This window comes from Mycobacterium scrofulaceum, from assembly GCF_002086735.1.
Taxonomy (GTDB): domain Bacteria; phylum Actinomycetota; class Actinomycetes; order Mycobacteriales; family Mycobacteriaceae; genus Mycobacterium; species Mycobacterium scrofulaceum.
In genome coordinates this window covers 185,550-208,572 of record NZ_MVIJ01000001.1, presented here as the reverse complement: position 1 = coordinate 208,572, position 23,023 = coordinate 185,550, and the positions used below count along the sequence as shown (strand labels likewise).

Genomic DNA, 23,023 nt, shown 5'->3' with positions numbered 1-23,023 from the left:
AGGCGACCGCGGTCGGCAGATCACCATTTGCTGGAAGTCGTCTAGCGCCTATGCTGATTAACCGGGAAACGTCGGGGGCCGGAAGCGGCGGAGCGTCGGATGACCGCAGCGACCGCGTGTTGCACGTGTGGGCGCGTGCCGCGCACTGGGGCACGATTCTGTGACGGCTGTGGCGCGCCCGTCACGCACGACGGCACCCGCGCCGAGTACAAGCAGGTAACCGTCCTGTTCGCCGACGTGGTGCACTCCATGGAGATCGCGGCGGCGGTAGGGCCGGAACGGCTTCGCGAGATCATGACCAACCTCGTCGACCGCTGCTCGGCGGTGGTCAAGCGGTACGGCGGAACGGTCGACAAGTTCACGGGTGACGGCGTCATGGCCGTGTTCGGCGCACCGGCGGCGTTGGAGGACCACGCGATCCGTGCCAGCCTGGCGGCCCTGGGCGTGCAGGAGGCGGCGAAGCGGCTGGCCGTAGACATCCAAGAACGCGACGGCGTGGCCTTCCGGCTGCGGGTGGGCCTGAACTCCGGTCAGGTGATCGCCGGTGAAATCGGTTCTGGCACAGCCGGTTACACCGCCGTCGGCGAGCAAGTCGGCATGGCCCAACGGATGGAATCGGCGGCCCCACCGGGCGGGGTGATGCTCACCGCGTCGACACAGCGACTCGTCGAGGGCGCCGCCAGTCTGGGCGAAGCCGAGCTGGTCCGGATCAAGGGTGCGCTGGAGCCGGTCCCGGCCTATCGGCTGCTGGGCATGGTGGACGGGCATCGCGCCCTCGGGCGTGGTGAGTCCAGCCTGGTCGGTCGACGCTGCGAGTTGTCCACCGTCGAGCGGTTCCTGGACCGCGCGGCCGGCGGTCACGGCGGTGTGGTGACCGTCATGGGGGAACCCGGCATCGGGAAAAGCCGCTTGGTGCAGGAGGTCGCCGCGATCGCACGTGGCCGCGACGAGGAGGTGTTCACCTCCTTCTGCGAATCGCACGCCACGGACGTTCCGTTCCGGGTCGTGGCCCGGCTGTTGCGCGCGGCCACCGGGGTCGAGGGCGTCGAGGCGGAGGCGGCCCGCGCACAGGTCCATGCCCAAGTTCGCGACGCGGACCCCGAGGACCTGGCGCTCTTCGACGACCTGCTGGGCATCGCCGATCCCGAGTTTTTCTTGCCCAAGATCGACGCCGACGCGCGGCGGCGACGATTGACCGCCATGGTCAACGCCGCATCGCTGGCCCGCCGCTCGCCCGCGCTCTACATCGTCGAGGACGTCCACTGGATCGATGCGGTCAGCGAGTCGATGCTGGCCGACTTCCTCAAGGTGATCCCGCAGACGCGCTCGCTGGTGCTGGTCAGCTATCGCCCCGAATACCGTGGCACGCTGCGCCGGGTGGCCGGTGCGGAATCCATCGCCCTCACGCCCCTCAGTGATGCGGAGACCGCCACGCTGGTCGGGGAACTGCTGGGCTCCGACCCGTCGGTGGCCGCCATCCGGCCGATCATCACCGCACGGGCGGCCGGCAACCCGTTCTTCGCCCAGGAGATCACCCGCGAGCTCGCCGAGCGGGGCGTGCTCGTCGGCGAGCGCACCAGCTACTCCTGCCACGCCGATGTGGCCGACGTGCGGGTACCGGCCACGCTGCAGGCCGCCGTCGCCGCCCGCATCGACCGGCTGCCCGCGGCGGCCAAACGCACCCTTGCGGCCGCGGCGGTCATCGGGTCGCGCTTCGACTGCGAGCTGTTGGCCAGCCTGGGCATCGACGCCCGTGTGGAGGAGCTGCTGGCCGCCCAGCTGATCGAGCAGGTGCGGTTCGCACCGCGGGCGGAATTCGAGTTCCACCATCCGCTGATCCGGACCGTGGCCTACGAAGCGCAACTGAAATCCGATCGCGCCGAGTCGCATCGGCGGCTGGCGGCCGCGATCGAAGCCCGCGAGCCGCAAGCGGCCGACCAGAACGCGGCGCTGATCGCCGAACATCTGCAAGCCGCCGGTGACCTGCACGACGCCTACGGCTGGCACATGCGGGCCGCGAAGTGGTTGACCAACCGGGACATCGCCGCTGCGCGCCTGAGCTGGGACCGCGCCCGGATGATCGCCGATGCTCTGCCTGCCGGTGACCCGAAAAGGGCGGCCATGCGCATCGCCCCGCGCACGATGCTCTGCGCGATCGCCTGGCGCGTGCACGAACAGGTCGCCGGTGCTCGCTTCGAGGAAATGCGGGAGTTGTGCGAAGCAGCGGGCGACAAGGCGTCCCTGGCCATCGCCACGGCGGGGCTGGGACACGATTGCCTCTATCAGGGGCGGATCGCCGAGGCCTCGCAACTGGCGTCGGAGGCCTGGGCCCTCCTCGAGTCGCTCGACAACCCGATCGTGACGGTGGGCCTGTCGCCCCTGCCGATCCGCGGCAAGACCGCTACCTCCGAATGGTCGGTGTTGCTGCGGTGGACCCAGCGGGTCATCGACCTGGCGGGCGGTGACCCGTCTTATGGCAACTTCATCATCGGATGTCCGCTGGCGAACGCCCTGGCGGTGCGGGGTATCGCCCGTTATTCGCTGGGTCTTCCCGGCTGGCGCGACGATCAGCGGCAGGCCGTGGAGATGTCCCGCCACGCCGATTCCCTGTCCTACACCGGCGTCATCGCCTACGTCTACTTCCCGGGAGTCATGAGCGGCATGCTCAGGCCCGACGACACCGCGATGCGCGAGATCGAGGATGCCGTGCGGATCGCCGAGCGGTCCGGGGACGACGTGGCGCTGGCCTTCGCGTGCATGACGTTCAGCGTCGCGCTGTTGAACCGCCCCACGGCCGCCGACCGCGAACGCGGACAGAAGCTGCTGGACAAGGTCATCGAGATGTACAACCGCCGGGGACAGAACGTGGGCCTGTTGCCGGCCATCAACGTGTGCCGGGCGCGTGAGATGGTTCGGCGCGGGGACCGCGACGAGGCGATCCCACTGCTGCGCGCGGCCGCCGACGAACTGCTCCGTGGCGGACGGCTGCAGGCGCTCGGCAGCGCGGCGACCGGCGTTCTGGTGGAGACCCTGGTCGACCGGGGGGCCGACGGCGACCAAGAGGCTGACCTAGCTGAAGCCGAGGCGGCCTTCGAGCGGTTGGCGGCCGCGTCGGCCGAGGAGGGGTCGGTGACCCGCGAAATCTGGCTGGTGCGCATCCGCGCCGCTCTGGCGCGGGCACACGGTAACGAGGCGGGCTATCGCAAATACCGGGACCGTTACCGAGACATGGCGAAAACTCTTGGCTTCGAGGGGCATAGCGACTGGGCGGAGGCGATGCCGTAACGGCCTGGTACCGCTGCTTCGCCATGCCCGACTCCCTCATCCAGGGAGTGTCAAGGATCAACCGAAACCGCTGTCACGCATCACCCGTCGCCATACACACTGGTTGGTGCCCCCGGCACGACTCGAACGTGCGACCTAGGGATTAGAAGGCCCTTGCTCTATCCACCTGAGCTACGGAGGCAATGTGCAGGTCAGTCTATTCCAACGGCGTGTCGCGACACGACTCGCCGCGGCGGCGCGCGCGAAAAGCGTTCCCGCGCCGTAAGTATCGGCTATGGTTGGGAACCTCGACACACGTAGAACACCGGCCGGTAATCGGCCGTTTACCGCAACGAGGCGTGTGCATACCGTCGAGGGGTGGCGTTGCTATGAGCGTGACCATGCACCTGGCTTCACGGTGCTCGTGGGCTTCGACCCAGGCAGCACGCCTGGCGGCCGATGCGGTGGATGCCTACCGGGCTGGCACGCTGTTGCTGCGGGGCTCGCCGTTCGCGCTGGGCTGCCTGGCCGGCTGGCTTTCCACGGAATTCCCGCCGCACGTCCTGACCGGGCACGCGTTGTCGCGGGTTTCGCACCCGTCCATCGGCCGCGTCGGCACCACCTGGGCGGCTCAGCGGGCGGATCAGGCGCTCACCACGGCGCTCGAAGAGTCTCTGGGGTCCGACTTCCGGGAGCAGGTGTGCCACCCGGCCGGCATCAAGCCCGTCTGCGTCACGCGCGGTGGCCTGCTGAGCAGGCCCGGGCCGCATCGCCGCTACGCCGCGCAGACGTCCGACATCGCCTACGGCCCGGGCGGACGCGACAACCTGCTCGACATCTGGCGGCGCCATGACCTGGCACCCGGGCGGCGCGCGCCGGTGCTGATCCAGGTCCCCGGCGGCGCGTGGACCGTCGGCGACAAACGCGTGCAGGCCTACACGCTGATGAGCCGCATGGCCGAACTCGGCTGGATCTGCGTCTCGATCAACTACTGCAAGAGCCCGCGCTCGACGTTCCCCGCGCACCTCATCGACGTGAAGCGGGCCATCGCGTGGGTCCGCCAGAACATTGCCGACTACGGCGGCGACCCCGACTTCATCGCGATCACCGGCGGGTCCGCGGGTGGACACCTGGCCTCGCTGGCCGCCCTCACCCCGAACGACCCGGCCTTCCAGCCCGGATTCGAGGGCGCCGACACGACCGTTCAGGCCGTGGTGCCCTATTACGGCGTCTACGACTTCACCGACTTCGAGAACATGCACGGCCTGATGTTGCCGTTCCTGGAGCAGTTCGTGGTCAAGGCCCGCTACGCCGACGAGCCCGAACGGTTCGCGGCGGCGTCACCGGTTTCGCACGTGCACGGCGACGCGCCACCCTTCTTCGTGCTGCACGGCGAGAAGGACGAATTGGTTCCCAGCGGCCAGGCCCGGTCCTTCTGCGCGGCGCTGCGCGCGGCCGGCGCGCCGACGGTGGCGCACGCCGAGCTCGCCAATGCGCACCACGCGTTCGACATCCTCTCGACGGTGCGGTCGCGGCTGGCCGCCAACGCCGTCGCCGACTTCCTGGGTGTCGTCTACGGCCGGCGCGTCAGCCCGTTGCTGGACTTCGTCCCGCTGGCGGCCACGTCGGCCAGCTGATCCGGGCCTCGCTAACCGGCGTCCGGCCCCGACCGCTCCTTTCACCAGCGCGGCAACCCGACTAGCGTTGTGCTGGCGATGGGGTTGGCGGCGGTCCGAGGCAGGAGGCTTGATCTTCGGTGACAGGGTTGGCGCGTCGGGCGGAGGGCCATGACTGAGTCCGATGGGGTCGTGAAATTGTCCGACCAGCTTGGACCGGTCGACTATCTGATGCATCGGGGGGAGGCGAATCCCCGGACTCGTTCGGGGATCATGGCGCTGGAACTCCTGGACACCACGCCGGACTGGGACAAGTTCCTGAGCCGATTCGAAAACGCTTCCCGACGGGTGTTGCGGCTGCGGCAGAAGGTCGTCGTGCCGACACTGCCGACGGCGTCACCGCGCTGGGTGGTGGACCCGGACTTCAACCTCGAATTCCACGTGCGCAGGATGCGGGTGGCCGAGCCCGGCACGCTGCGCGACGTCTTCAACCTCGCCGAGGTGATCCTGCAGTCGCCCATGGACATCTCGCGGCCGCTGTGGACGGCCACCCTGGTCGAGGGTCTGGCCGACGGCAGGGCCGCGACGCTGCTGCACGTCAGCCACGCGGTCACCGACGGCGTCGGCGGCGTGCAGATGTTCGCGGAAATCTATGACCTCGAACGCAACCCGCCGCCCAAGCCGACACCCCCGCTGCCGATCCCGCAGGACCTCACGGCCAACGATCTGATGCGGCAAGGCATCAACCACCTGCCCACCGCGGTGATCGGCGGCGTCCTGAGCGCGGTGTCCGGAGCCGTGTCGGCGGCCGGACGCGCGGTCCTGGAACCGACGTCCACCGTCTCCGGGATCGTCGGCTACGCCATGTCGGGGATGCGGGTGCTGAACCGGGCGGCCGAGCCGTCGCCCCTGCTGCGGCGGCGCAGCCTGGCCACCCGCACCGAGGCGATCGACATCCCGCTTTCCGACCTGCACCGGGCCGCCAAGGCCGGCGGGGGCTCGATCAACGACGCCTACCTCGCCGGCCTGTGCGGCACCCTGCGGCGCTACCACGAGGCGCTCGGCGTGCCGATCAGCACGCTGCCCATGGCGGTGCCGGTGAACCTGCGGGCCGAGGCCGACACGGCCGGGGGCAACCGGTTCACCGGGGTCAACCTGGCCGCGCCGGTGGGCACCGTCGACCCGGTCTCGCGGATGAAGAAGATCCGCGCGCAGATGACCCAACGCCGCGACGAGCCCGCGATGAACATCATCGGCTCCGTCGCGCCCCTGCTCAGCGTCCTGCCCACGGCGGTGCTCGAAGGCATCACGGGCTCGGTGATCGGCTCCGACGTGCAGGCCAGCAACGTCCCCGTGTATCCCGGAGACACCTACATCGCCGGCGCAAAAGTGTTGCGGCAGTATGGTATCGGCCCGCTTCCCGGGGTGGCGATGATGGTGGTGCTGATCTCGCGGGGCGGGTGGTGCACCATCACCGTGCGCTACGACAGGGCGTCGGTGCGCAACGAGCCCCTGTTCGCCCAATGCCTGCTTGAGGGCTTCGACGAGATCCTGGCCTTGGCCGGTGAAGGAGCGCCCCGCGCGGTGCCCGCCTCGTTCACCGAACCGGCGACCTCCGCGCGGACGGGGTCGGGCTCATGAGCGCCGCCAAAGACCAGGCAGACGGGCGTGGAGCGGCAGGGACGGACATGCGGTTGCCCGGCTCGGTCGCCGAAATCATGGCCAGCCCACCGGGTCCCAAGATCGGAGCGTTCTTCGACCTCGACGGGACCCTGGTGGCCGGCTTCACGGCGGTGATCCTCACCCAGGAGCGGCTGTTGCGCCGCGACATGGGCGTGGGCGAGCTGCTCGGCATGGTCCAGGCCGGCCTGAGCCACACGCTGGGACGCATCGAGTTCGAGGACCTCATCGGCAAGGCCGCCGCCGCGCTGGCCGGCCGCCTGCTCGACGACCTGGAGGAGATCGGCGAACGGCTGTTCGTGCAGCGGATCGAGTCGCGGATCTACCCCGAGATGCGGGAGTTGGTGCGGGCGCACGTGGCTCGCGGGCACACCGTGGTGCTCAGCTCGTCGGCGCTGACCATCCAGGTCAACCCGGTGGCGCGGTTCCTGGGCATCTCGAACATGCTCACCAACAAGTTCGAGACCACCGAGGACGGCATACTCACCGGCGGCGTGCAGAAGCCGATCCTGTGGGGGCCGGGCAAAGCGGCTGCGGTGCAACGATTTGCGGCGGAGAACGGCATCGACCTGAAGGACAGCTATTTCTACGCCGACGGGGACGAGGACGTCGCCCTGATGTATCTGGTCGGCAACCCGCGCCCGACCAATCCCGAGGGCAAGATGGCCGCCGTGGCCAAGCGCCGCGGCTGGCCGATCCTGCGGTTCAACAGCCGGGGTCCGGTGGGCCTGCGGCGCCAGATCCGCACGCTCGCCGGCTTCGGCTCGATGTTTCCGGTCGCCGCCGGCGCCGTGGGCATCGGCGTGCTGACCCGGAACCGACGGCGCGGGGTGAACTTCTTCACCTCGACGTTCTCCCAGCTGTCGCTGGCGATCGCCGGCGTGCAGCTCAACGTGATCGGCAAGGAGAACCTGACCGCGCAGCGTCCGGCGGTGTTCATCTTCAATCACCGCAACCAGGTCGACCCCGTGATCGCGGGTGCGCTGGTGCGCGACAACTGGATCGGCGTGGGCAAGAAGGAGCTGCAGAAAGACCCGGTCATGGGCACGCTCGGCAGGCTGCTCGACGGCGTGTTCATCGACCGGGACGATCCCGCCGCCGCGGTGGAGACGATGCACGAGGTCGAAGACCGTGCCAGGAAGGGCCTGTCGATCGTGATCGCCCCGGAAGGCACCCGGGTCGACACCACCGAAGTGGGGCCGTTCAAGAAGGGGCCGTTCCGCCTCGCCATGGCGGCCGGAATTCCGATCGTCCCGATCGTGATCCGCAATGCGGAGCTCGTCGCCGCCAGGAACTCCACCGTCGTCAATCCCGGCACGGTCGACGTCGCGGTGTTCCCGCCGATCTCGGTGCAGGACTGGACCGTCGAGAACCTGGCGGAACGCATCGCCGAGGTCCGGCAGCTGTACCTGGACACGCTGGCCGACTGGCCCCCCAAAGAAACGGGGGAGCTGCCCAAGGTCGACCTGTACGCCGAAAAGAAGGCGGCCGCCAAGGCGAAGGCCCCGGCGAAAAAGACCGCGGCCAAAGCCGTTTCGAAGGCATCGGCAAAGAAGGCGCCCGCAAAGAAGGCGCCAGCGAAGAAGGCCGCGCCGAAATCCCCGTCGGCCAAGGTGAATCCGCACGAGTCCCGGGCCGCTCTCAAAGACGGTGAGGCACAACGGTCCGCCGATGCCACCGTCCGCGCCGAGCCGCCGGAGTCCCCGCCCGAAGGGCAGCCGTGACCGAACCGGCCGCGGATACCACCGCGGTCCTCACCGGCCACGACTCGCTGGTGCTGGCGTCCATGGCCTCGCCGGTCGAGAGGGAACTGGTGTCCGCGTGGATGGCGCAACAGCGCGCCGACAGGCCGGGGGCGAGATTCGACGTCCTGGAACTGCCGCCGCCCCATGCGCCGCCGGACGCGCTGACCGCGCTCATCGAGCGACTCGCGGCCGGCGCGGAGCCCACCGACGACCGTTCCATCGTGCCGGTGCGGGTGTTCTGGTTGCCGGCACCGGATCGCGGCAGGATCGCGAAGTTGGCGGGGCTGCTCCCGGGCCGGGATCCCTACCACCCCAACGAACGTCAGCAACTGCACATCGTGCGCAGCGCCCCGCGGCGGGCGCGAGTGGTGGCCGGGGAAGCGGCGAAAGTCTCCGAGCTGCGCCAGCAGTGGCGCGACATCACCGTCGGCGAGAACGAAAGCGACTTCGCCCGATTCGTCATCCGCCGCGCGTTGCTGGCGCTCGAACGCGTCGAGTACCGCATCCTGGGGCCGCAGTACAAGTCTCCGCGGCTGGTGAAGCCCGAGATCTTGGAATCCAGCCGGTTTCGTGCCGGGCTGGAGAAGATCCCCGGCGCAACCGTCGAAGAAGCCGGCGAGATGCTCGACGAACTCTCCACCGGCTGGAGCCGGGTCTCCGTCGACCTGGTATCCGTCCTCGGCAGGGCGATCAGCCGTGGCTTCGATCCGGAGATCGACTACGACGGGTATCAGGTGGCCGCGATGCGTGCCGCGCTGGAAGCCCACCCGGCGGTGCTGCTGTTCTCGCACCGGTCCTACATCGACGGCGCGGTGGTGCCGGTGGCGATGCAGGAGAACCGGCTCCCGCCCGTGCATGTGTTCGCCGGGATCAACCTGTCGTTCGGCGCGATGGGTCCGTTGTTGCGCCGGGCCGGTGTCATCTTCATCCGCCGCAACATCGGCGCGAACCCGCTCTACAAATACGTGCTGCGCGAATACGTCGGCTACATCGTCGAAAAGCGGTTCAACCTGAGCTGGTCCATCGAGGGCACGCGCTCGCGCACCGGCAAGATGCTGCCCCCCAAACTCGGCCTGCTGGCCTACGTCGCGGACGCGTACCTGGACGGCCGCAGCGAAGACATTCTGCTGCAGCCGGTTTCCATCAGCTTCGATCAGTTGCACGAGACCGCCGAGTACGCGGCCTACGCCCGCGGCGGCGAGAAGACACCCGAAGGCGTCGGCTGGCTGTACAACTTCATCAGGGCGCAGGGCGAACGCAACTACGGCAAGATCTACGTCCGTTTCCCGGAGGCCGTGTCGATGCGCCAGTACCTGGGCCCGGCGCACGGCCCGCTGACCCTCGACCAGGACTCCAAACGGCTTGCGCTGCAGAAGATGTCGTTCGAGGTTGCGTGGCGCATACTGCAGGCGACACCGGTGACGGCGACAGGTCTGGTGTGTGCGCTGCTGCTCACCACGCGGGGCGCGGCGTTGACGCTCGATCAGCTGCACCACACCCTGCAGGATTCGCTCGACTATCTGGAGCGCAAGCACACGCCGATGTCGACGAGCGCGCTGAGGCTGCGCTCCCGCGACGGGGTGCGGGCGGCGGTCGACGCGTTGTCCAACGGACACCCCATCACCCGCGTCGACGGCGGGTGGGAACCGGTGTGGCGCATCGGCCCCGACGAACAGCACGCGGCCGCGTTCTACCGCAACTCACTGATTCACGCCTTCCTGGAGACCTCGATCGTCGAACTCGCGTTGGCGCACGCCCGCCACATTGACGGCGACCGCATGCAAGCCTTCTGGGGTCAGGCGATGCGGCTGCGCGACCTGCTGAAGTTCGACTTCTACTTCGCGGACTCGGCGGCGTTCCGGGCCAACATCGCCGAAGAGATGGCCTGGCACGACGACTGGGAAGCCCACGTGATCGCCGGCGGCGAGGAGATCGATGCGCTGCTGTTCGCCAAGCGGCCGCTGATGGCGGACGCGATGCTGCGGGTGTTCTTCGAGGCCTACGAGATCGTCGCCGACGTGTTGCGGGACGCGCCGACCGACGTCGGGCACAAGGAACTGACGGAATCGGCGCTCGGCGTGGGCCGCCAGTACGTGGCGCAGACGCGGGTCCGCAGCAGCGAATCGGTGTCGACGCTGTTGTTCGCCACCGCCTATCAGGTCGTGGTCGACCAGGACCTGATAGCGGCCTCCCCCGACCTCGCCGAACGGCGGCTCGCTTTTCTGCGGGAGCTGCGCGACATCCTGCGGGATTCCGATTACGCCGGGCGGATGGCGCGCAACCAGTTCGTCGCCCGCGAGGCCAGGGCCCGTCAGGAGCGCCTGGCTCGGTAGCCCGCGCTCGGCGCCCCATACCCTGGCTGTATGACGGTCGACCGGTCTGTGACCACCCCCCGCGCGCTCGCGTGGCCGCTGCTGATCGGCGTCGGGGTGCTGGCGGGCTGCACGGCGGCCGGTATCGGGGCGTTGTCGCTGGCCGACGCGCTGACCGCCACGGGTTTGCCCGACCCGGGCTCGGCGACCACGCTGGGGTTGCCGTTCGTCCGGGCGGCGGGGGAGATCGCCGCGGTGTTGGCCGTCGGCTCGTTCCTGTTCGCGGCGTTCTTCGTGCCGCCGCAACGCAGCGGCGTCCTGGACGCCGACGGCTACCGGGCGCTTCGGCTGGGGACGGTGGCGTCGGGCGTGTGGGCCGTGTGCGCGGCGCTGCTGGTGCCGCTGACTATCTCCGATGTGTCGGGCCGACCGTTGAGCGCGCTGCTGAACCCGGTGCGGCTCTGGTCGGTTGCCGGCCTGGTCGCCACCGCCTCGGCGTGGCGCTGGACCGCGGCGCTGGCCGCGCTGGTGATGCTGGCCAGCCTGCCGGTGCTGCGCTGGTCGTGGACGCCGCTGCTGTTCGCCGGCTCGGTGCTGACGCTCATCCCGCTGGCACTGACCGGCCACTCGTCGGCCGGTGGGTCGCACGACCTGGCGACCAACAGCCTGCTGATCCACCTGGTAGCCGCCGCCCTGTGGGCCGGGGGGCTGCTGGCGTTGGCGGCGTACGGGCTGCGCGGGGGTGGGCACATCGCCCTGGCGGCGCGGCGGTTCTCGGCGATCGCGCTGTGGTGCTGGGTCGCGATGGCGCTGAGCGGCGTGATGAACGCCGTGGTGCGGGTGGCGCCCGGCGACCTGTTGACCACCGAGTACGGGCGCTTGGTCATCGCCAAGTTCGTCGCCCTGTGCGTGCTGGGCGTCATCGGGTGGCGTCAGCGGCGCTCGTCGGTCGCCCGATTGCAGGCGGAACCGGAAGCACCCGCGGCGCGCCGCGCCCTGCTCCGGCTCGCGCTCGCCGAGGCCGCCGTCTTCGGCTTGACCTTCGGTGTCGCCGTCGGGCTGGGCCGCACCCCGCCGCCCCCGCCGCCGAGCCGGCTGCCCTCGATTCCCGAAGCCGAGATCGGCTACGACTTCAGCGGGCCGCCGACGCCGGCCCGCATCCTGTTCGACTGGCGCTTCGACCTGATCTTCGGCAGCGCCGCGATCGTGTTGGCCGCCCTCTACGTGGCCGCTGTGGTGCGCCTGCGCCGCCGCGGCGACGCCTGGCCGCCCGGGCGGACCGTGGCCTGGCTGCTCGGCTGCCTGACCTTGCTGTTCGTCACCTCGTCGGGGGTCGGCCGCTACATGCCGGCGATGTTCAGCGTGCACATGATCGCCCACATGGGCCTGTCGATGCTGGTGCCGATCCTGCTGGTGCTCGGCGCCCCGGTCAGCCTGGCCCTGCGGGCGTTGCCCGCAGCGGGCCGCGACGGCCCGCCGGGGATGCGGGAATGGTTGCTCGCCGCGTTGCACAGCCGGCTGTCGCGGTTCCTCACCAACCCCGTGGTCGCCACGGTGCTTTTCGTCGCCGGCTTCTACGGGCTGTACCTGTCGAACCTGTTCGACACCGCAGTGAGCAGTCACGCGGGCCACCTCGCGATGAACGTGCACTTCCTGCTCAGCGGCTACCTGTTCTATTGGATCGTCATCGGCGTCGACCCCACCCCGCGGCCGATCCCGCCGCTGGCCAAGGTGGGTGTGGTGTTCGCGTCGTTGCCGCTGCACGCGTTCTTCGGGGTGGTGCTGATGGGCACCCGCAGGGTGCTCGGCGCCGATTACTACCGTTCGCTCGGTTTGAGCTGGCACACCGACCTGCTGGGGGACCAGCGGCTGGGTGGCGGCATCGCCTGGGCGGCGGGGGAGCTGCCCCTGGTGATCGTCATGATGGCGCTGCTGGTGCAGTGGGCGCGCAGCGACGACCGCACCGCGCGGCGGTTGGACCGCGCCGCCGACCGCGACGACGACGCCGAGCTGGTCGCCTATAACGCCATGCTCGCCGAACTCGCCCAGCGAGACGCGCCGAAGCGCTCGCATCAACCCGCGGACTGATCCACAGTCGTGAGTCTTTCCACAGGGCCGGCGGGCGACGCCGGGTCGAAGGCCTTCCCACCCGCCGGCCCGTCGGTGCCGCCGGGCTCACTGGCTGCCAGGACGGGCGGTGATGCGTTCAGCGCCCAATCGCAACCAGGAAGGGATCAGGCCCATGTTCGAAACCCCGCTTACCGTGGTAGGCCACATCGTCAACAACCCCGAACGTCGACAGGTCGGCACTCAGGAGGTCATCAAGTTCCGGGTGGCCAGCAATTCCCGGCGGCGCACGGCCGACGGCGGCTGGGAGCCGGGTAACTCGCTGTTCATCAACGTCAATTGCTGGGGCAAGTTGGTCACCGGCGTGGGTGCCGCGCTGGGCAAGGGCGCACCGGTGATCGTGGTCGGCCACGTCTACACCAGCGAGTACGAAGATCGCGACGGCAACCGCCGCTCGTCGCTGGAAATGCGTGCCACCTCCGTCGGGCCCGACGTGTCCCGCGCGATCGTGCGGATCGAGAAGCCCGGGTATACGGGCCCGAGCGCGGAGCACCCGGCCGCCGATGGAACTTCGGTGGCGGCCGCCGACGTTGGTGGTGACGAGGACCTCAAGGCCGATGACGGCCCGGCCGATTCCGCCAACGCCGCTGCCTGACCGCGCCCCGCTGTCCGTTCCCGCCCGACGGTCGGCTTAGGGGCGGGCCGGTGGCCGTCGGCCGGTGCCTAGGATGGTCCGCGAGATCACTTGACGACCAGAAAGGCATAACCGCGGAATGGCTGAGTTCATCTACACGATGAAAAAGGTCCGCAAGGCGCACGGCGACAAGGTGATCCTGGACGACGTCACGTTGAGCTTCTATCCAGGCGCCAAGATCGGTGTCGTTGGCCCCAACGGCGCCGGCAAGTCGAGCGTCTTGCGGATCATGGCGGGGCTGGACAAGCCCAACAACGGCGAGGCCTTCCTCGCCACCGGCGCCTCCGTCGGCATCCTGCAGCAGGAGCCGCCGCTGAACGAAGAGAAGACGGTGCGCGGCAACGTCGAGGAGGGACTCGGCGACATCAAGGTCAAGCTGGACCGCTTCAACGAGGTCGCCGAATTGATGGCCACCGACTACTCCGACGAGCTGATGGAGGAAATGGGCCGGCTGCAGGAGGAGCTCGACCACGCCGAAGCCTGGGACCTCGACTCGCAGCTGGAGCAGGCCATGGACGCCCTGCGCTGCCCACCGGCGGACGAGCCGGTGACGAACCTGTCCGGTGGTGAGCGGCGCCGCGTGGCGCTGTGCAAGCTGCTGCTGTCCAAGCCCGACCTGCTGCTGCTCGACGAGCCGACCAACCACCTGGACGCCGAAAGCGTGCAGTGGCTCGAGCAACATCTGGCCGCCTACCCGGGCGCGGTGTTGGCGGTGACCCACGACCGCTACTTCCTGGACAACGTCGCCCAGTGGATCCTCGAGCTCGACCGCGGGCGCGCGTACCCCTACGAGGGCAACTACTCGACCTATCTGGAGAAGAAGGCCGAGCGCTTGTCGGTGCAGGGCCGCAAGGACGCCAAGCTGCAGAAGCGGCTCACCGAGGAGCTGGCCTGGGTGCGGCAGGGGGCCAAAGCGCGGCAGGCGAAAAACAAGGCCCGGCTGCAGCGCTACGAGGAGATGGCCGCCGAAGCGGAGAAGACGCGCAAGCTCGACTTCGAGGAGATCCAGATCCCCGTCGGGCCGCGGCTGGGCAACGTGGTCGTCGAGGTCGACCACCTGGACAAGGGCTACGACGGGCGCACCCTGATCAAGGACCTGTCCTTCACCCTGCCCCGCAACGGCATCGTCGGGGTCATCGGTCCCAACGGGGTCGGCAAGACGACGCTGTTCAAGACGATCGTCGGGCTCGAACAGCCGGACAGCGGCACGGTCAAGGTCGGAGAAACGGTCAAGCTCAGCTACGTGGACCAGTCCCGCGCGGGTATCGATCCGAAGAAGACCGTGTGGGAAGTCGTCTCGGATGGCCTCGACTACATCGAGGTCGGCCAGAACGAGATCCCGTCGCGCGCCTACGTCTCGGCGTTCGGCTTCAAGGGGCCCGACCAGCAGAAGCCGGCGGGCGTGCTGTCCGGTGGCGAGCGCAACCGGCTGAACCTGGCGCTCACGCTGAAAGAAGGCGGCAACCTGATCCTGCTCGACGAGCCGACCAACGACCTGGACGTCGAGACGCTGGGTTCGCTGGAGAACGCCCTGGAGAAGTTCCCGGGCTGCGCGGTGGTGATTTCGCATGACCGCTGGTTCCTGGACCGCACATGCACGCACATCCTCGCCTGGGAGGGCGACGAGGACAACGAGGCCAAGTGGTTCTGGTTCGAGGGCAACTTCGGTGCCTACGAGGAGAACAAGGTCGAACGGCTCGGCGCCGACGCGGCGCGGCCGCACCGAGTGACCCACCGGAAGCTCACGCGCGACTAGTGTCAGCTGCCACGCCCCGCGACGATGTGGCCCCGAGGGCCGCTGCGGGGGGCACCCCGCGGCGGGGGAAGAGTGGGCGGTTGAGCACAGCGGCAGTTGTCACGAGTTGGGAGCTATCGGCATGACGATCGATCCCGGAGCCAAGCAGGCCCTCAAGCCGTGGACCGCCTTCGGCCAGCAGCGTGACATTCCGGACTGGATCGCGAAGGCCTACATCGAGAGCTATCGCGGTCCGCACGGCGACGGATCCGGGGTGGCGGAATCCGGGCCGATCGGCCTGACCGTGCCGGCCGCCATCGTGACGCCCGCGATGCTCGCCGCGCACTATCGACTGGGCCAGCACCGGCCGGCCGGCCAAAGCCGGGTCGCGGTCTACGCTCCGGACGACCCCGCCGGATTCGGGCCCGCCCTGCAGGTCGTCACCGACCACGGCGGCATGCTGATGGACTCGGTCACGGTGCTGCTGCACCGGCTCGGTGTGCCCTACGCGGCCATCATGACGCCGGTGTTCGAAGTCAACCGCGACCCGAACGGTGACCTGCTCAGTGTCGAACCGAAGCCGCCGGGCGCCCCGCAATACGTCGGCGAAGCGTGGATACACGTGCAGCTGCTGCCGTCCGTCGACAGCAAGGGCCTCGCCGAGGTCGAACGGCTGTTGCCCAAGGTGCTGTCCGACGTGCAGCAGGTCGCCAGCGACGCGGGCGCGCTGATCGCCACGCTGGGTGGCCTGGCCGCGGAGGTCGAGACCAATGCGCAAGGTCACTTCTCGGCCCCGGACCGCGACGACGTCGCGGCCCTGTTGCGCTGGCTGGGCGACGGCAACTTCCTGCTGCTCGGCTACCAGCGGTGCCGCGTGCACGAGCGCCTGGTCTCCGGCGACGGCTCACCCGGCCTGGGCGTCCTGCGCAACCGCACCGGGTCCCGGCCGCGGTTGACCGACGACGACAAATTGCTGGTGCTGGCGCAGTCGGTCGTCGGCAGCTACCTGCGCTACGGCGCCTACCCGTACGCGATCGCCGTTCGGGAAAACCTCGACGGCGACGACGGCGTCGTCGAGCACCGCTTCGTCGGGCTCTTCACGGTCGCCGCCATGAACGCCGACGTCCTGGAGATCCCGATGATCTCCACCCGGGTGCGCGACGCGCTCGCCCTGGCCGACAGCGATCCGATCCACCCCGGCCAGCTGCTGCTCGATGTCATCCAGACCGTGCCCCGCTCCGAGCTGTTCACGTTGGGCGCCGAACAGCTGTTGGCGATGGCCAAAGCGGTGGTGGATCTGGGATCTCAGCGGCAGGCGTTGTTGTTCTTGCGTGCCGACCGGCTCCAATACTTCGTCTCGTGCCTGGTCTACCTGCCCAGGGACCGCTACACCACGCAGGTCCGGCTGCAGATCGAGGACATCCTGGTCCGCGAGTTCGGCGGAACGCGACTGGAATTCACCGCTCGCGTCAGCGAATCTCCCTGGGCCCTGATGCATTTCATGGTGCGGCTGCCCCAGAAGGATGATGCCGCCGCGCCGGTCGACGTCTCCGAGGACAACCGGGTCCGCATCCAGGGGATGCTGAGCGAGGCCGCGCGGACCTGGACCGACCGATTGATGGGCGCCGCGGCGGACAGCTCCGTCGACCACGCCGAAGTCGAGCATTACGCGAACGCTTTCCCCGAGGTCTACAAGCAGGCCGTCGCCCCGGCCGACGCCATCGACCACATCGCCATCATCGAAGAGCTGCAAGACGATTCGGTCAAGCTGGTGTTCTCCGAACGCGGCGACGACGGTGCCGCCCAACTCACCTGGTTCCTGGGCGGGCGCACCGCGTCGCTGAGCCAGCTGCTGCCCATGCTGCAGAGCATGGGCGTGGTGGTGCTCGAGGAACGCCCCTTCACGGTGACCCGGCCCGACGGGCTACCGGTGTGGATCTACCAGTTCAAGATCTCGACGCATCCCAGCATCGCGCCGGCCACCACGGCGGCCGAGCGCGAAGCGACCGCGCAGCGCTTCGCCGACGCGGTCACGGCGATCTGGCAAGGGCGCGTCGAGATCGACCGGTTCAACGAGCTGGTCATGCGCGCGCGGCTGACCTGGCAGCAGGTCGTGCTGCTGCGCGCCTACGCGAAATACCTGCGGCAGGCCGGTTTTCCCTACAGTCAGTCCTACATCGAATCGGTGCTGGGCGAGCACCCGTCCACCGCGCGTTCCCTGGTCGCCCTGTTCGAGGCGCTGTTCGATCCCCGGCCCTCGGGTCCCTCGGCGAACCGCGACGCCCAGGCCGCGGCGGCCGCGGTCGCCGCCGACATCGACGCGCTGATGAGCCTGGACACCGACCGCATCCTGCGGGCCTTCGCCTCCCTGGTTCAGGCGACGCTGCGCACCAATTACTTCGTGACCCGGGAGGGTTCGGCCCGCGCGCGAAATGTGCTGGCGCTCAAGCTCGATGCCCAGCTGATCGACGAGCTGCCGCTGCCGCGTCCCAAATACGAGATCTTCGTCTACTCGCCCCGCGTCGAGGGCGTGCACCTGCGGTTCGGTCCGGTGGCGCGCGGCGGGCTGCGCTGGTCGGATCGCCGCGACGATTTCCGCACCGAGATCCTCGGCCTCGTCAAGGCGCAGGCAGTGAAGAACGCCGTCATCGTGCCGGTCGGGGCCAAGGGCGGCTTCGTCGTCAAGCGGCCACCGATGGCCACCGGCGACCAGGCCCAGGACCGGGAGGCGGCCCGCACCGAAGGCGTCGCCTGCTATCAGCTGTTCATCTCCGGGCTGCTCGACGTCACCGACAACGTCGACCACAAAACGAAGAAGGTCAGTCCGCCGCCCGAGGTGCTCCGACGAGACGGCGACGACGCCTACCTGGTGGTGGCCGCGGACAAGGGCACCGCCACCTTCTCCGACATCGCCAACGACGTCGCGAAGTCCTACGGGTTCTGGCTGGGCGACGCGTTCGCGTCCGGCGGATCGGTGGGCTACGACCACAAGGCCATGGGCATCACCGCCAGGGGCGCATGGGAGGCCGTCAAACGCCACTTCCGGGAGATGGGCGTGGACACCCAGACCGAGGACTTCACCGTGGTCGGCATCGGCGACATGAGCGGCGACGTGTTCGGCAACGGCATGCTGCTGTCCAAACACATCAGGTTGATCGCCGCCTTCGACCATCGGCACGTCTTCCTCGATCCCGACCCCGACCCGGCGGCCTCGTGGGAGGAACGCCGGCGGATGTTCGACCTGCCGCGGTCCAGCTGGGAGGACTACGACGAGTCGTTGATCAGCGAGGGCGGCGGGGTGTACAGCCGCGAGCACAAGTCCATCCCGGTCAGCCCGCAGGTGCGCGACGCCTTGGGCATCGACGGCGAGGTCACCGAGATGACCCCGCCCAACCTGATCAAGGCGATCCTGCAGGCGCCGGTGGACCTGCTGTTCAACGGCGGCATCGGCACCTACATCAAGGCCGAGTCGGAGTCCGACGCCGACGTCGGCGACCGCGCCAACGATCCGGTGCGGGTCAACGCAAGTCAGGTGCGCGCCAAGGTGATCGGCGAAGGTGGGAACCTGGGGGTCACCGCCCTGGGCCGGGTCGAATTCGACCTGTCCGGCGGTCGCATCAACACCGACGCGATGGACAACTCCGCCGGCGTGGACTGTTCGGACCACGAGGTCAACATCAAGATCCTGATCGACTCGCTGGTCACCGCCGGCAGGGTCGATCCCGACGAGCGCAAAGAACTGCTGGAGTCGATGACCGACGAGGTCGCGCAGCTGGTGCTCACCGACAACGAGGATCAGAACGACCTGATCGGCACCAGCCGCGCCAACGCGGCCAGCCTGCTGCCCGTGCACGGCAGGCAGATTCAGTACCTGGTCGACGAGCGGGGGCTCAACCGCGAACTGGAAGCGCTGCCCTCGGAGAAGGAGATCGACCGGCGGTGTGAGGCCGGCATCGGTCTGACGTCGCCCGAGCTGTGCACCCTGATGGCGCACGTCAAGCTCGGGCTCAAAGAGGAGATGCTGAACACCGAGCTGACCGAGCAGGACGTGTTCGCATCCCGGTTGCCCCAATACTTTCCGACGCCGTTGCGGGACCGGTTCACCCCGGAGATCCGCACCCACCAGCTGCGCCGGGAGATCGTCACCACCATGCTGATCAACGATCTGGTCGACACCGCCGGCATCAGCTACGCCTTCCGGATCGTCGAGGACGTCGGTGTCGGGCCGGTCGACGCGGTGCGGACCTACGTGGCCACCGACGCGATCTTCGGCGTCGGGGACATCTGGCGACGGATCCGCGCGGCGAATCTGCCGGTCGCGCTGTCGGACCGGCTCACACTGGACACCCGGCGGTTGATCGACCGCGCCAGCCGGTGGCTGCTCAACTACCGTCCCCAGCCGCTGGCCGTCGGCGCCGAGATCAACCGGTTCGCCGCGAAGGTCAAGGACCTCACCCCGCGGATGTCGGAGTGGCTACGGGGCGACGACAAGGCGATCGTCGAGAAGGAGGCCGCCGAGTTCGCCTCGCAGGGAGCGCCCGAGGACCTGGCGTACATGATCGCCGCCGGTCTGTACCGGTTCAGCCTGCTCGACATCATCGACATCGGCGACATCAACGACATCGACGCCGCCGAGGTCGCGGACACCTACTTCGCCCTGATGGACCGGCTGGGCACCGACGGTTTGCTGACGGCCGTTTCCGAGCTGCCCCGCAACGATCGCTGGCATTCCCTGGCGCGGTTGGCGATTCGCGACGACATTTACGCCTCGCTGCGGTCGTTGTGCTTCGACGTGCTCGCGGTGGGTGAGCCGGACGAAAGCGGCGAGGAGAAGATCGCCGAGTGGGAGCACCTGTCGGCATCGCGGGTCGAGCGGGCCCGCCGCACCCTGATCGAAATCCAGGAAAGCGGGGAGAAGGACCTTGCGACGTTGTCGGTGGCCGCGCGGCAGATCCGGCGCATGACCCGCACCAGCGGAAGAGGGTCGTCGAGTTGAGCGTCGGCTTCGTGGCCCCCGTCCCGGTACGGTGGTCGGACATCGACATGTACCAGCACGTCAACCACGCCACCATGGTCACGATCCTGGAGGAGGCGCGGGTCCAGTTTCTGCGTGAAGCGTTCGAGGTCGATATCTTGACCATCGGGTTGCTGATCGCCGAAGTCAAGGTGACCTACAAAGGTCAACTGCGGCTGGTCGATTCGCCGCTGCAGGTGACGATGTGGACCAAGCGGTTGCGGGCGGTGGACTTCACGCTGGGCTACGAAGTGCGTTCAATCAATGCCGATCCCGAGTCCAAGCCCGCCGTCGTCGCCGAGTCGCAGCTGGCCGCCGTCCATATCGAGGAGGAGCGCCTGGTGCGCCTCTCCCCACATCATCGGGAGTATCTGCAACGGTGGATCCGGTAGTAGTTGACCGCGGGCTTTGGCTGGGGCCGGCCGACCCGGCCGCCCAACGCAGGGAGCTGGCCGCGTTCGTCGATCGCGCGCTGCGACTCGATGACGCCGCGATCATTCGACTGCGCACCCGGTCGCCCGGACTGCTGACGGCTTGGATGGCAACGGGTTTCGACGTGCTGGCCAGCCGGGTGGTGGGTGGCCAGGTGCGGCCCGAGGATCTCTCGGTGGGTGCGGATGCGTTGGGGCGCGGGCTGTCCGCGATGGACGACTCCGGCTATGTCGATCCCGGCTTCGCGATGGATTCCGCGTGGCGAGGCGCCCTGCCGCCGGACTCCGGTTTCACCCACCTCGATGACATCCCCGCCCGCGTGATGCTCGACCTGGCGCAGCGTGGCGCGCGACTTGCCAAGGAACACGGCAGTTCTCACGGCCCGCCGGTGTCGCTGCTCGACCAGGAGGTCATCCAGGTCAGCTCCCCGGACGGCAGCGTCGGGCTGCCCATGCGGTGTGTGTTCGCCCTGACGGCGATGGGTTTCCTGCCGCAGTCGCCGGACGCCGTCGGCGCCGACGAGATGATCCGGGTCCGGATCCTGCCGACCTGGCTGCGTATCGACGCCCGTTTCGGTTCGGTGTATCGCCGTCGCGGCGACCCGGCGCTGGTGTTGCGCTGACGGATACCTTCACGTCCCGTAGGCCATCCAGAGCGGAAGAACCGCGTCCAGGTAATCCACGAACTTCTGGAGGCCGACGCGGTATTGGCCGTAACCGTAAGGATCCTCGGCGTACTCCGGGAACGCGATGCCCAGCCCGAACAATCCGGGGGCCAGGATCCCGTTCATCCGGTTGTACGGCAGCGGGCCCCACTGCGGCGTCTCGGGCAGCTTCCGTTGCTCGAAACCGACGGTGTAGACGACGCGGTCGCATTCGGCCACCTTCTCGTCGAATTGCGGGCCGGAAACCAGGCAGCGCTCCAACCGCTCCGGGTACACGCCGTCGATGTTCTCGCGGGCCCACACGGCGGCTCGCCCCTTGAGGCCGGTGTCGTCGAAAAGGATCCAATCCCTCAGATAGACAGCGTATTTGAGTGGGCTGCGGTAGAAATTGATCACCTTGCGGACCGGGTGCCGCAGCAGGTGCGGCAAGGCGATCATCGACGAGTGCGACGAGCCGAAGACGGCGACCGTCGCGCCCTCGAGCGGTACCTCGGCGAGTTGCTCTGCATCCAGGGCGACCTCGACCGGAATCTCATCGATTGGATAGTCGAGCCTGCGGGGTACCGCGCCGACGGCGAGGATGACGTTGTCTGAAGTCAGTTCCGGGTCCCGCGTCTCGATGTACCACTGCCGGCGCCGCAGGGTCAGGCTGGTGGCCGTCGTTTCGAACACCCGTACCCGTTCGCGCAGCTGGCCGGTCACCCACACCAACGGATCGGCGACCAGGGCCAGGGCGCAGGTTTCCTCCGGGTCGACTTCGGCGAGCGGCCATGGCGGGGCCTGTGAGAACCGAAAGGCCGCAGAGCTATTCAAGAAACTCATGAATGTCCCGGCGATGGTGTTGCTGGACACCGACCTCCACTTGCCGCCCAAATCTCCCGCGGCGAAGGCCGGGTCGACCCAGGCGATCTTGTCGGGCGGGATGCCCTGATCGAGCAGTTTTCCCACCGCGGCAATTCCCGCGGGCCCGGCTCCGATCACTGTCCACGCGTAGGTCGCCATGTACTAGGTATAGAGGAGCGCCGAGCCACGCGCCGAGGCGGAAGGCGGGGCGAGCCGACCCCGCCCGGGCTCATACAATGGCGCCGAACATCAACGCCGTGCCGGCGGCGGTGACCGTCTGAGCTGCGATTTGGGCGTAGGCGAGGGGAACCGCCCGCGGCATCAGGCGCGTCCAGCGCCGCGCCATCCAGCGGTACGCCCAGTAGATCGCCACCGCGGCGAACCCCACGGCCGCGGTCCAGTTCACGACGCTGACCCAGCCCGGCGTGCCCTGGGACATGTGGTGGGCCGCGTGCGGCGATCCCGGCGCGGCGCCATGGGCGGCCATGCCCATCGCGTCGCCGCCCGGGTGCTCGGACCGGCCCGGCAGGCTGCCGGTCATCGCCACGTACATCCAGGCCATCGCCGCCATCATCGCGGCGTAGTAATAGCTCGTCAGCGGGCCGTCGCCGGCCCGCGGCGCGCGGCGGGCGATGCCGACGAACCAGGCGCCGCCCAGCAGGAAGCCCAACGTGGCCGCGGCCGTCGGCAGAGTCATTCCCACGCCCCAGGCCATCAAGATCATCACGGCCGACATCGCCAGGTGCAGCAGCTGGCTGACCATGCTTGTCCAGCAGCGGCGTTGAGCGACAAGGAAATACGCGTAGGCGGCGAAGCTGACGGCGAACAGCGCCGTCACCACCCAGCGCAAGGTGTTATCCACCTACCCGCCCTCCGCCGGGTTTCTCCATGTCGGCCATGGCACGACAGTACCCCCGCCGGGTATGGCGCCGGCAAGTGACACCCCGGCAAGCCATG

13 protein-coding genes and 1 tRNA gene are annotated in these 23,023 nt (G+C 68.8%); 11 read left to right on the top strand and 3 right to left on the bottom strand.

Annotation, left to right across the window (positions count from 1 at the left end; all coding sequences use genetic code 11):
• Positions 1-99: 99 nt before the first annotated feature.
• A complete protein-coding gene (locus BST44_RS00810) occupies positions 100-3,285 on the top strand; it encodes an ATP-binding protein (protein WP_083174386.1) in 3,186 nt (1,061 codons plus the stop codon).
• Positions 3,286-3,389: 104 nt separating this feature from the next.
• Here BST44_RS00810 and BST44_RS00805 read toward each other — a convergent pair.
• Positions 3,390-3,466: transfer RNA gene (locus BST44_RS00805), tRNA-Arg, on the bottom strand.
• 187 nt (positions 3,467-3,653) lie between these two features.
• On the opposite strand from BST44_RS00805, the gene lipQ reads away from it, so the two are divergent.
• The 10 genes from lipQ to BST44_RS00755 all read left to right on the top strand — a co-directional run bounded on the left by lipQ (position 3,654) and on the right by BST44_RS00755 (position 21,181).
• The gene (lipQ, locus tag BST44_RS00800) at positions 3,654-4,901 is read left to right on the top strand and encodes an esterase LipQ (protein WP_083174385.1); all 1,248 of its coding nucleotides are present in this window, start codon (positions 3,654-3,656) and stop codon (positions 4,899-4,901) included.
• 150 nt (positions 4,902-5,051) lie between these two features.
• The gene (locus BST44_RS00795; RefSeq protein ID WP_083174383.1) at positions 5,052-6,521 is read left to right on the top strand and encodes a WS/DGAT/MGAT family O-acyltransferase; all 1,470 of its coding nucleotides are present in this window, start codon (positions 5,052-5,054) and stop codon (positions 6,519-6,521) included.
• Positions 6,518-8,284, top strand: coding sequence for an HAD-IB family hydrolase/lysophospholipid acyltransferase family protein (locus tag BST44_RS00790; RefSeq protein WP_083174381.1), 1,767 nt, complete (start codon positions 6,518-6,520; stop codon positions 8,282-8,284). Before BST44_RS00795 ends, BST44_RS00790 begins: the two co-directional genes overlap by 4 nt.
• A complete protein-coding gene (locus BST44_RS00785) occupies positions 8,281-10,638 on the top strand; it encodes a glycerol-3-phosphate 1-O-acyltransferase (protein WP_083174380.1) in 2,358 nt (785 codons plus the stop codon). Before BST44_RS00790 ends, BST44_RS00785 begins: the two co-directional genes overlap by 4 nt.
• 30 nt (positions 10,639-10,668) lie before the next feature.
• Entirely contained in the window at positions 10,669-12,705 is a 2,037-nt protein-coding gene (locus BST44_RS00780) for a bifunctional copper resistance protein CopD/cytochrome c oxidase assembly protein (protein WP_083174378.1), read from the top strand.
• Between the two features lie 154 nt (positions 12,706-12,859).
• Entirely contained in the window at positions 12,860-13,339 is a 480-nt protein-coding gene (locus BST44_RS00775; RefSeq protein WP_083174377.1) for a single-stranded DNA-binding protein, read from the top strand.
• Between the two features lie 118 nt (positions 13,340-13,457).
• The gene (ettA, locus tag BST44_RS00770) at positions 13,458-15,134 is read left to right on the top strand and encodes an energy-dependent translational throttle protein EttA (protein WP_083174375.1); all 1,677 of its coding nucleotides are present in this window, start codon (positions 13,458-13,460) and stop codon (positions 15,132-15,134) included.
• A gap of 121 nt (positions 15,135-15,255) precedes the next feature.
• On the top strand, positions 15,256-20,109 hold the full coding sequence (locus BST44_RS00765) for an NAD-glutamate dehydrogenase (RefSeq protein ID WP_083174374.1): 4,854 nt from the start codon (positions 15,256-15,258) through the stop codon (positions 20,107-20,109).
• Positions 20,106-20,519 (top strand): acyl-CoA thioesterase, encoded by a 414-nt coding sequence (locus tag BST44_RS00760; RefSeq protein ID WP_083174372.1) that lies wholly within the window; start codon positions 20,106-20,108, stop codon positions 20,517-20,519. Before BST44_RS00765 ends, BST44_RS00760 begins: the two co-directional genes overlap by 4 nt.
• Positions 20,507-21,181, top strand: coding sequence for a DUF8185 domain-containing protein (locus BST44_RS00755; RefSeq protein ID WP_083174371.1), 675 nt, complete (start codon positions 20,507-20,509; stop codon positions 21,179-21,181). The genes BST44_RS00760 and BST44_RS00755 overlap by 13 nt, the downstream gene beginning before the upstream one ends.
• 9 nt (positions 21,182-21,190) lie before the next feature.
• On the opposite strand, the gene BST44_RS00750 is transcribed toward BST44_RS00755, so the two are convergent.
• Both BST44_RS00750 and BST44_RS00745 read right to left on the bottom strand, forming a co-directional pair.
• Complete coding sequence (locus tag BST44_RS00750) at positions 21,191-22,204, bottom strand: NAD(P)/FAD-dependent oxidoreductase (RefSeq protein ID WP_083174732.1); 1,014 nt, start codon at positions 22,202-22,204, stop codon at positions 21,191-21,193.
• Positions 22,205-22,295: 91 nt separating this feature from the next.
• The gene (locus tag BST44_RS00745) at positions 22,296-22,928 is read right to left on the bottom strand and encodes a DUF5134 domain-containing protein (protein WP_083174369.1); all 633 of its coding nucleotides are present in this window, start codon (positions 22,926-22,928) and stop codon (positions 22,296-22,298) included.
• Positions 22,929-23,023 lie beyond the last annotated feature (95 nt).

Excerpts from the sequence above, each read along its gene's own strand:
- BST44_RS00765 (WP_083174374.1), top strand. The coding sequence starts at position 15,256 with ATGACGATCGATCCCGGAGCCAAGCAGGCCCTCAAGCCGTGGACCGCC.
- BST44_RS00780 (WP_083174378.1), top strand. The coding sequence starts at position 10,669 with ATGACGGTCGACCGGTCTGTGACCACCCCCCGCGCGCTCGCGTGGCCG.
- BST44_RS00790 (WP_083174381.1), top strand. The coding sequence starts at position 6,518 with ATGAGCGCCGCCAAAGACCAGGCAGACGGGCGTGGAGCGGCAGGGACG.
- lipQ (WP_083174385.1), top strand. The coding sequence starts at position 3,654 with ATGAGCGTGACCATGCACCTGGCTTCACGGTGCTCGTGGGCTTCGACC.
- BST44_RS00795 (WP_083174383.1), top strand. The coding sequence starts at position 5,052 with ATGACTGAGTCCGATGGGGTCGTGAAATTGTCCGACCAGCTTGGACCG.
- BST44_RS00775 (WP_083174377.1), top strand. The coding sequence starts at position 12,860 with ATGTTCGAAACCCCGCTTACCGTGGTAGGCCACATCGTCAACAACCCC.
- ettA (WP_083174375.1), top strand. The coding sequence starts at position 13,458 with ATGGCTGAGTTCATCTACACGATGAAAAAGGTCCGCAAGGCGCACGGC.
- BST44_RS00810 (WP_083174386.1), top strand. The coding sequence starts at position 100 with ATGACCGCAGCGACCGCGTGTTGCACGTGTGGGCGCGTGCCGCGCACT.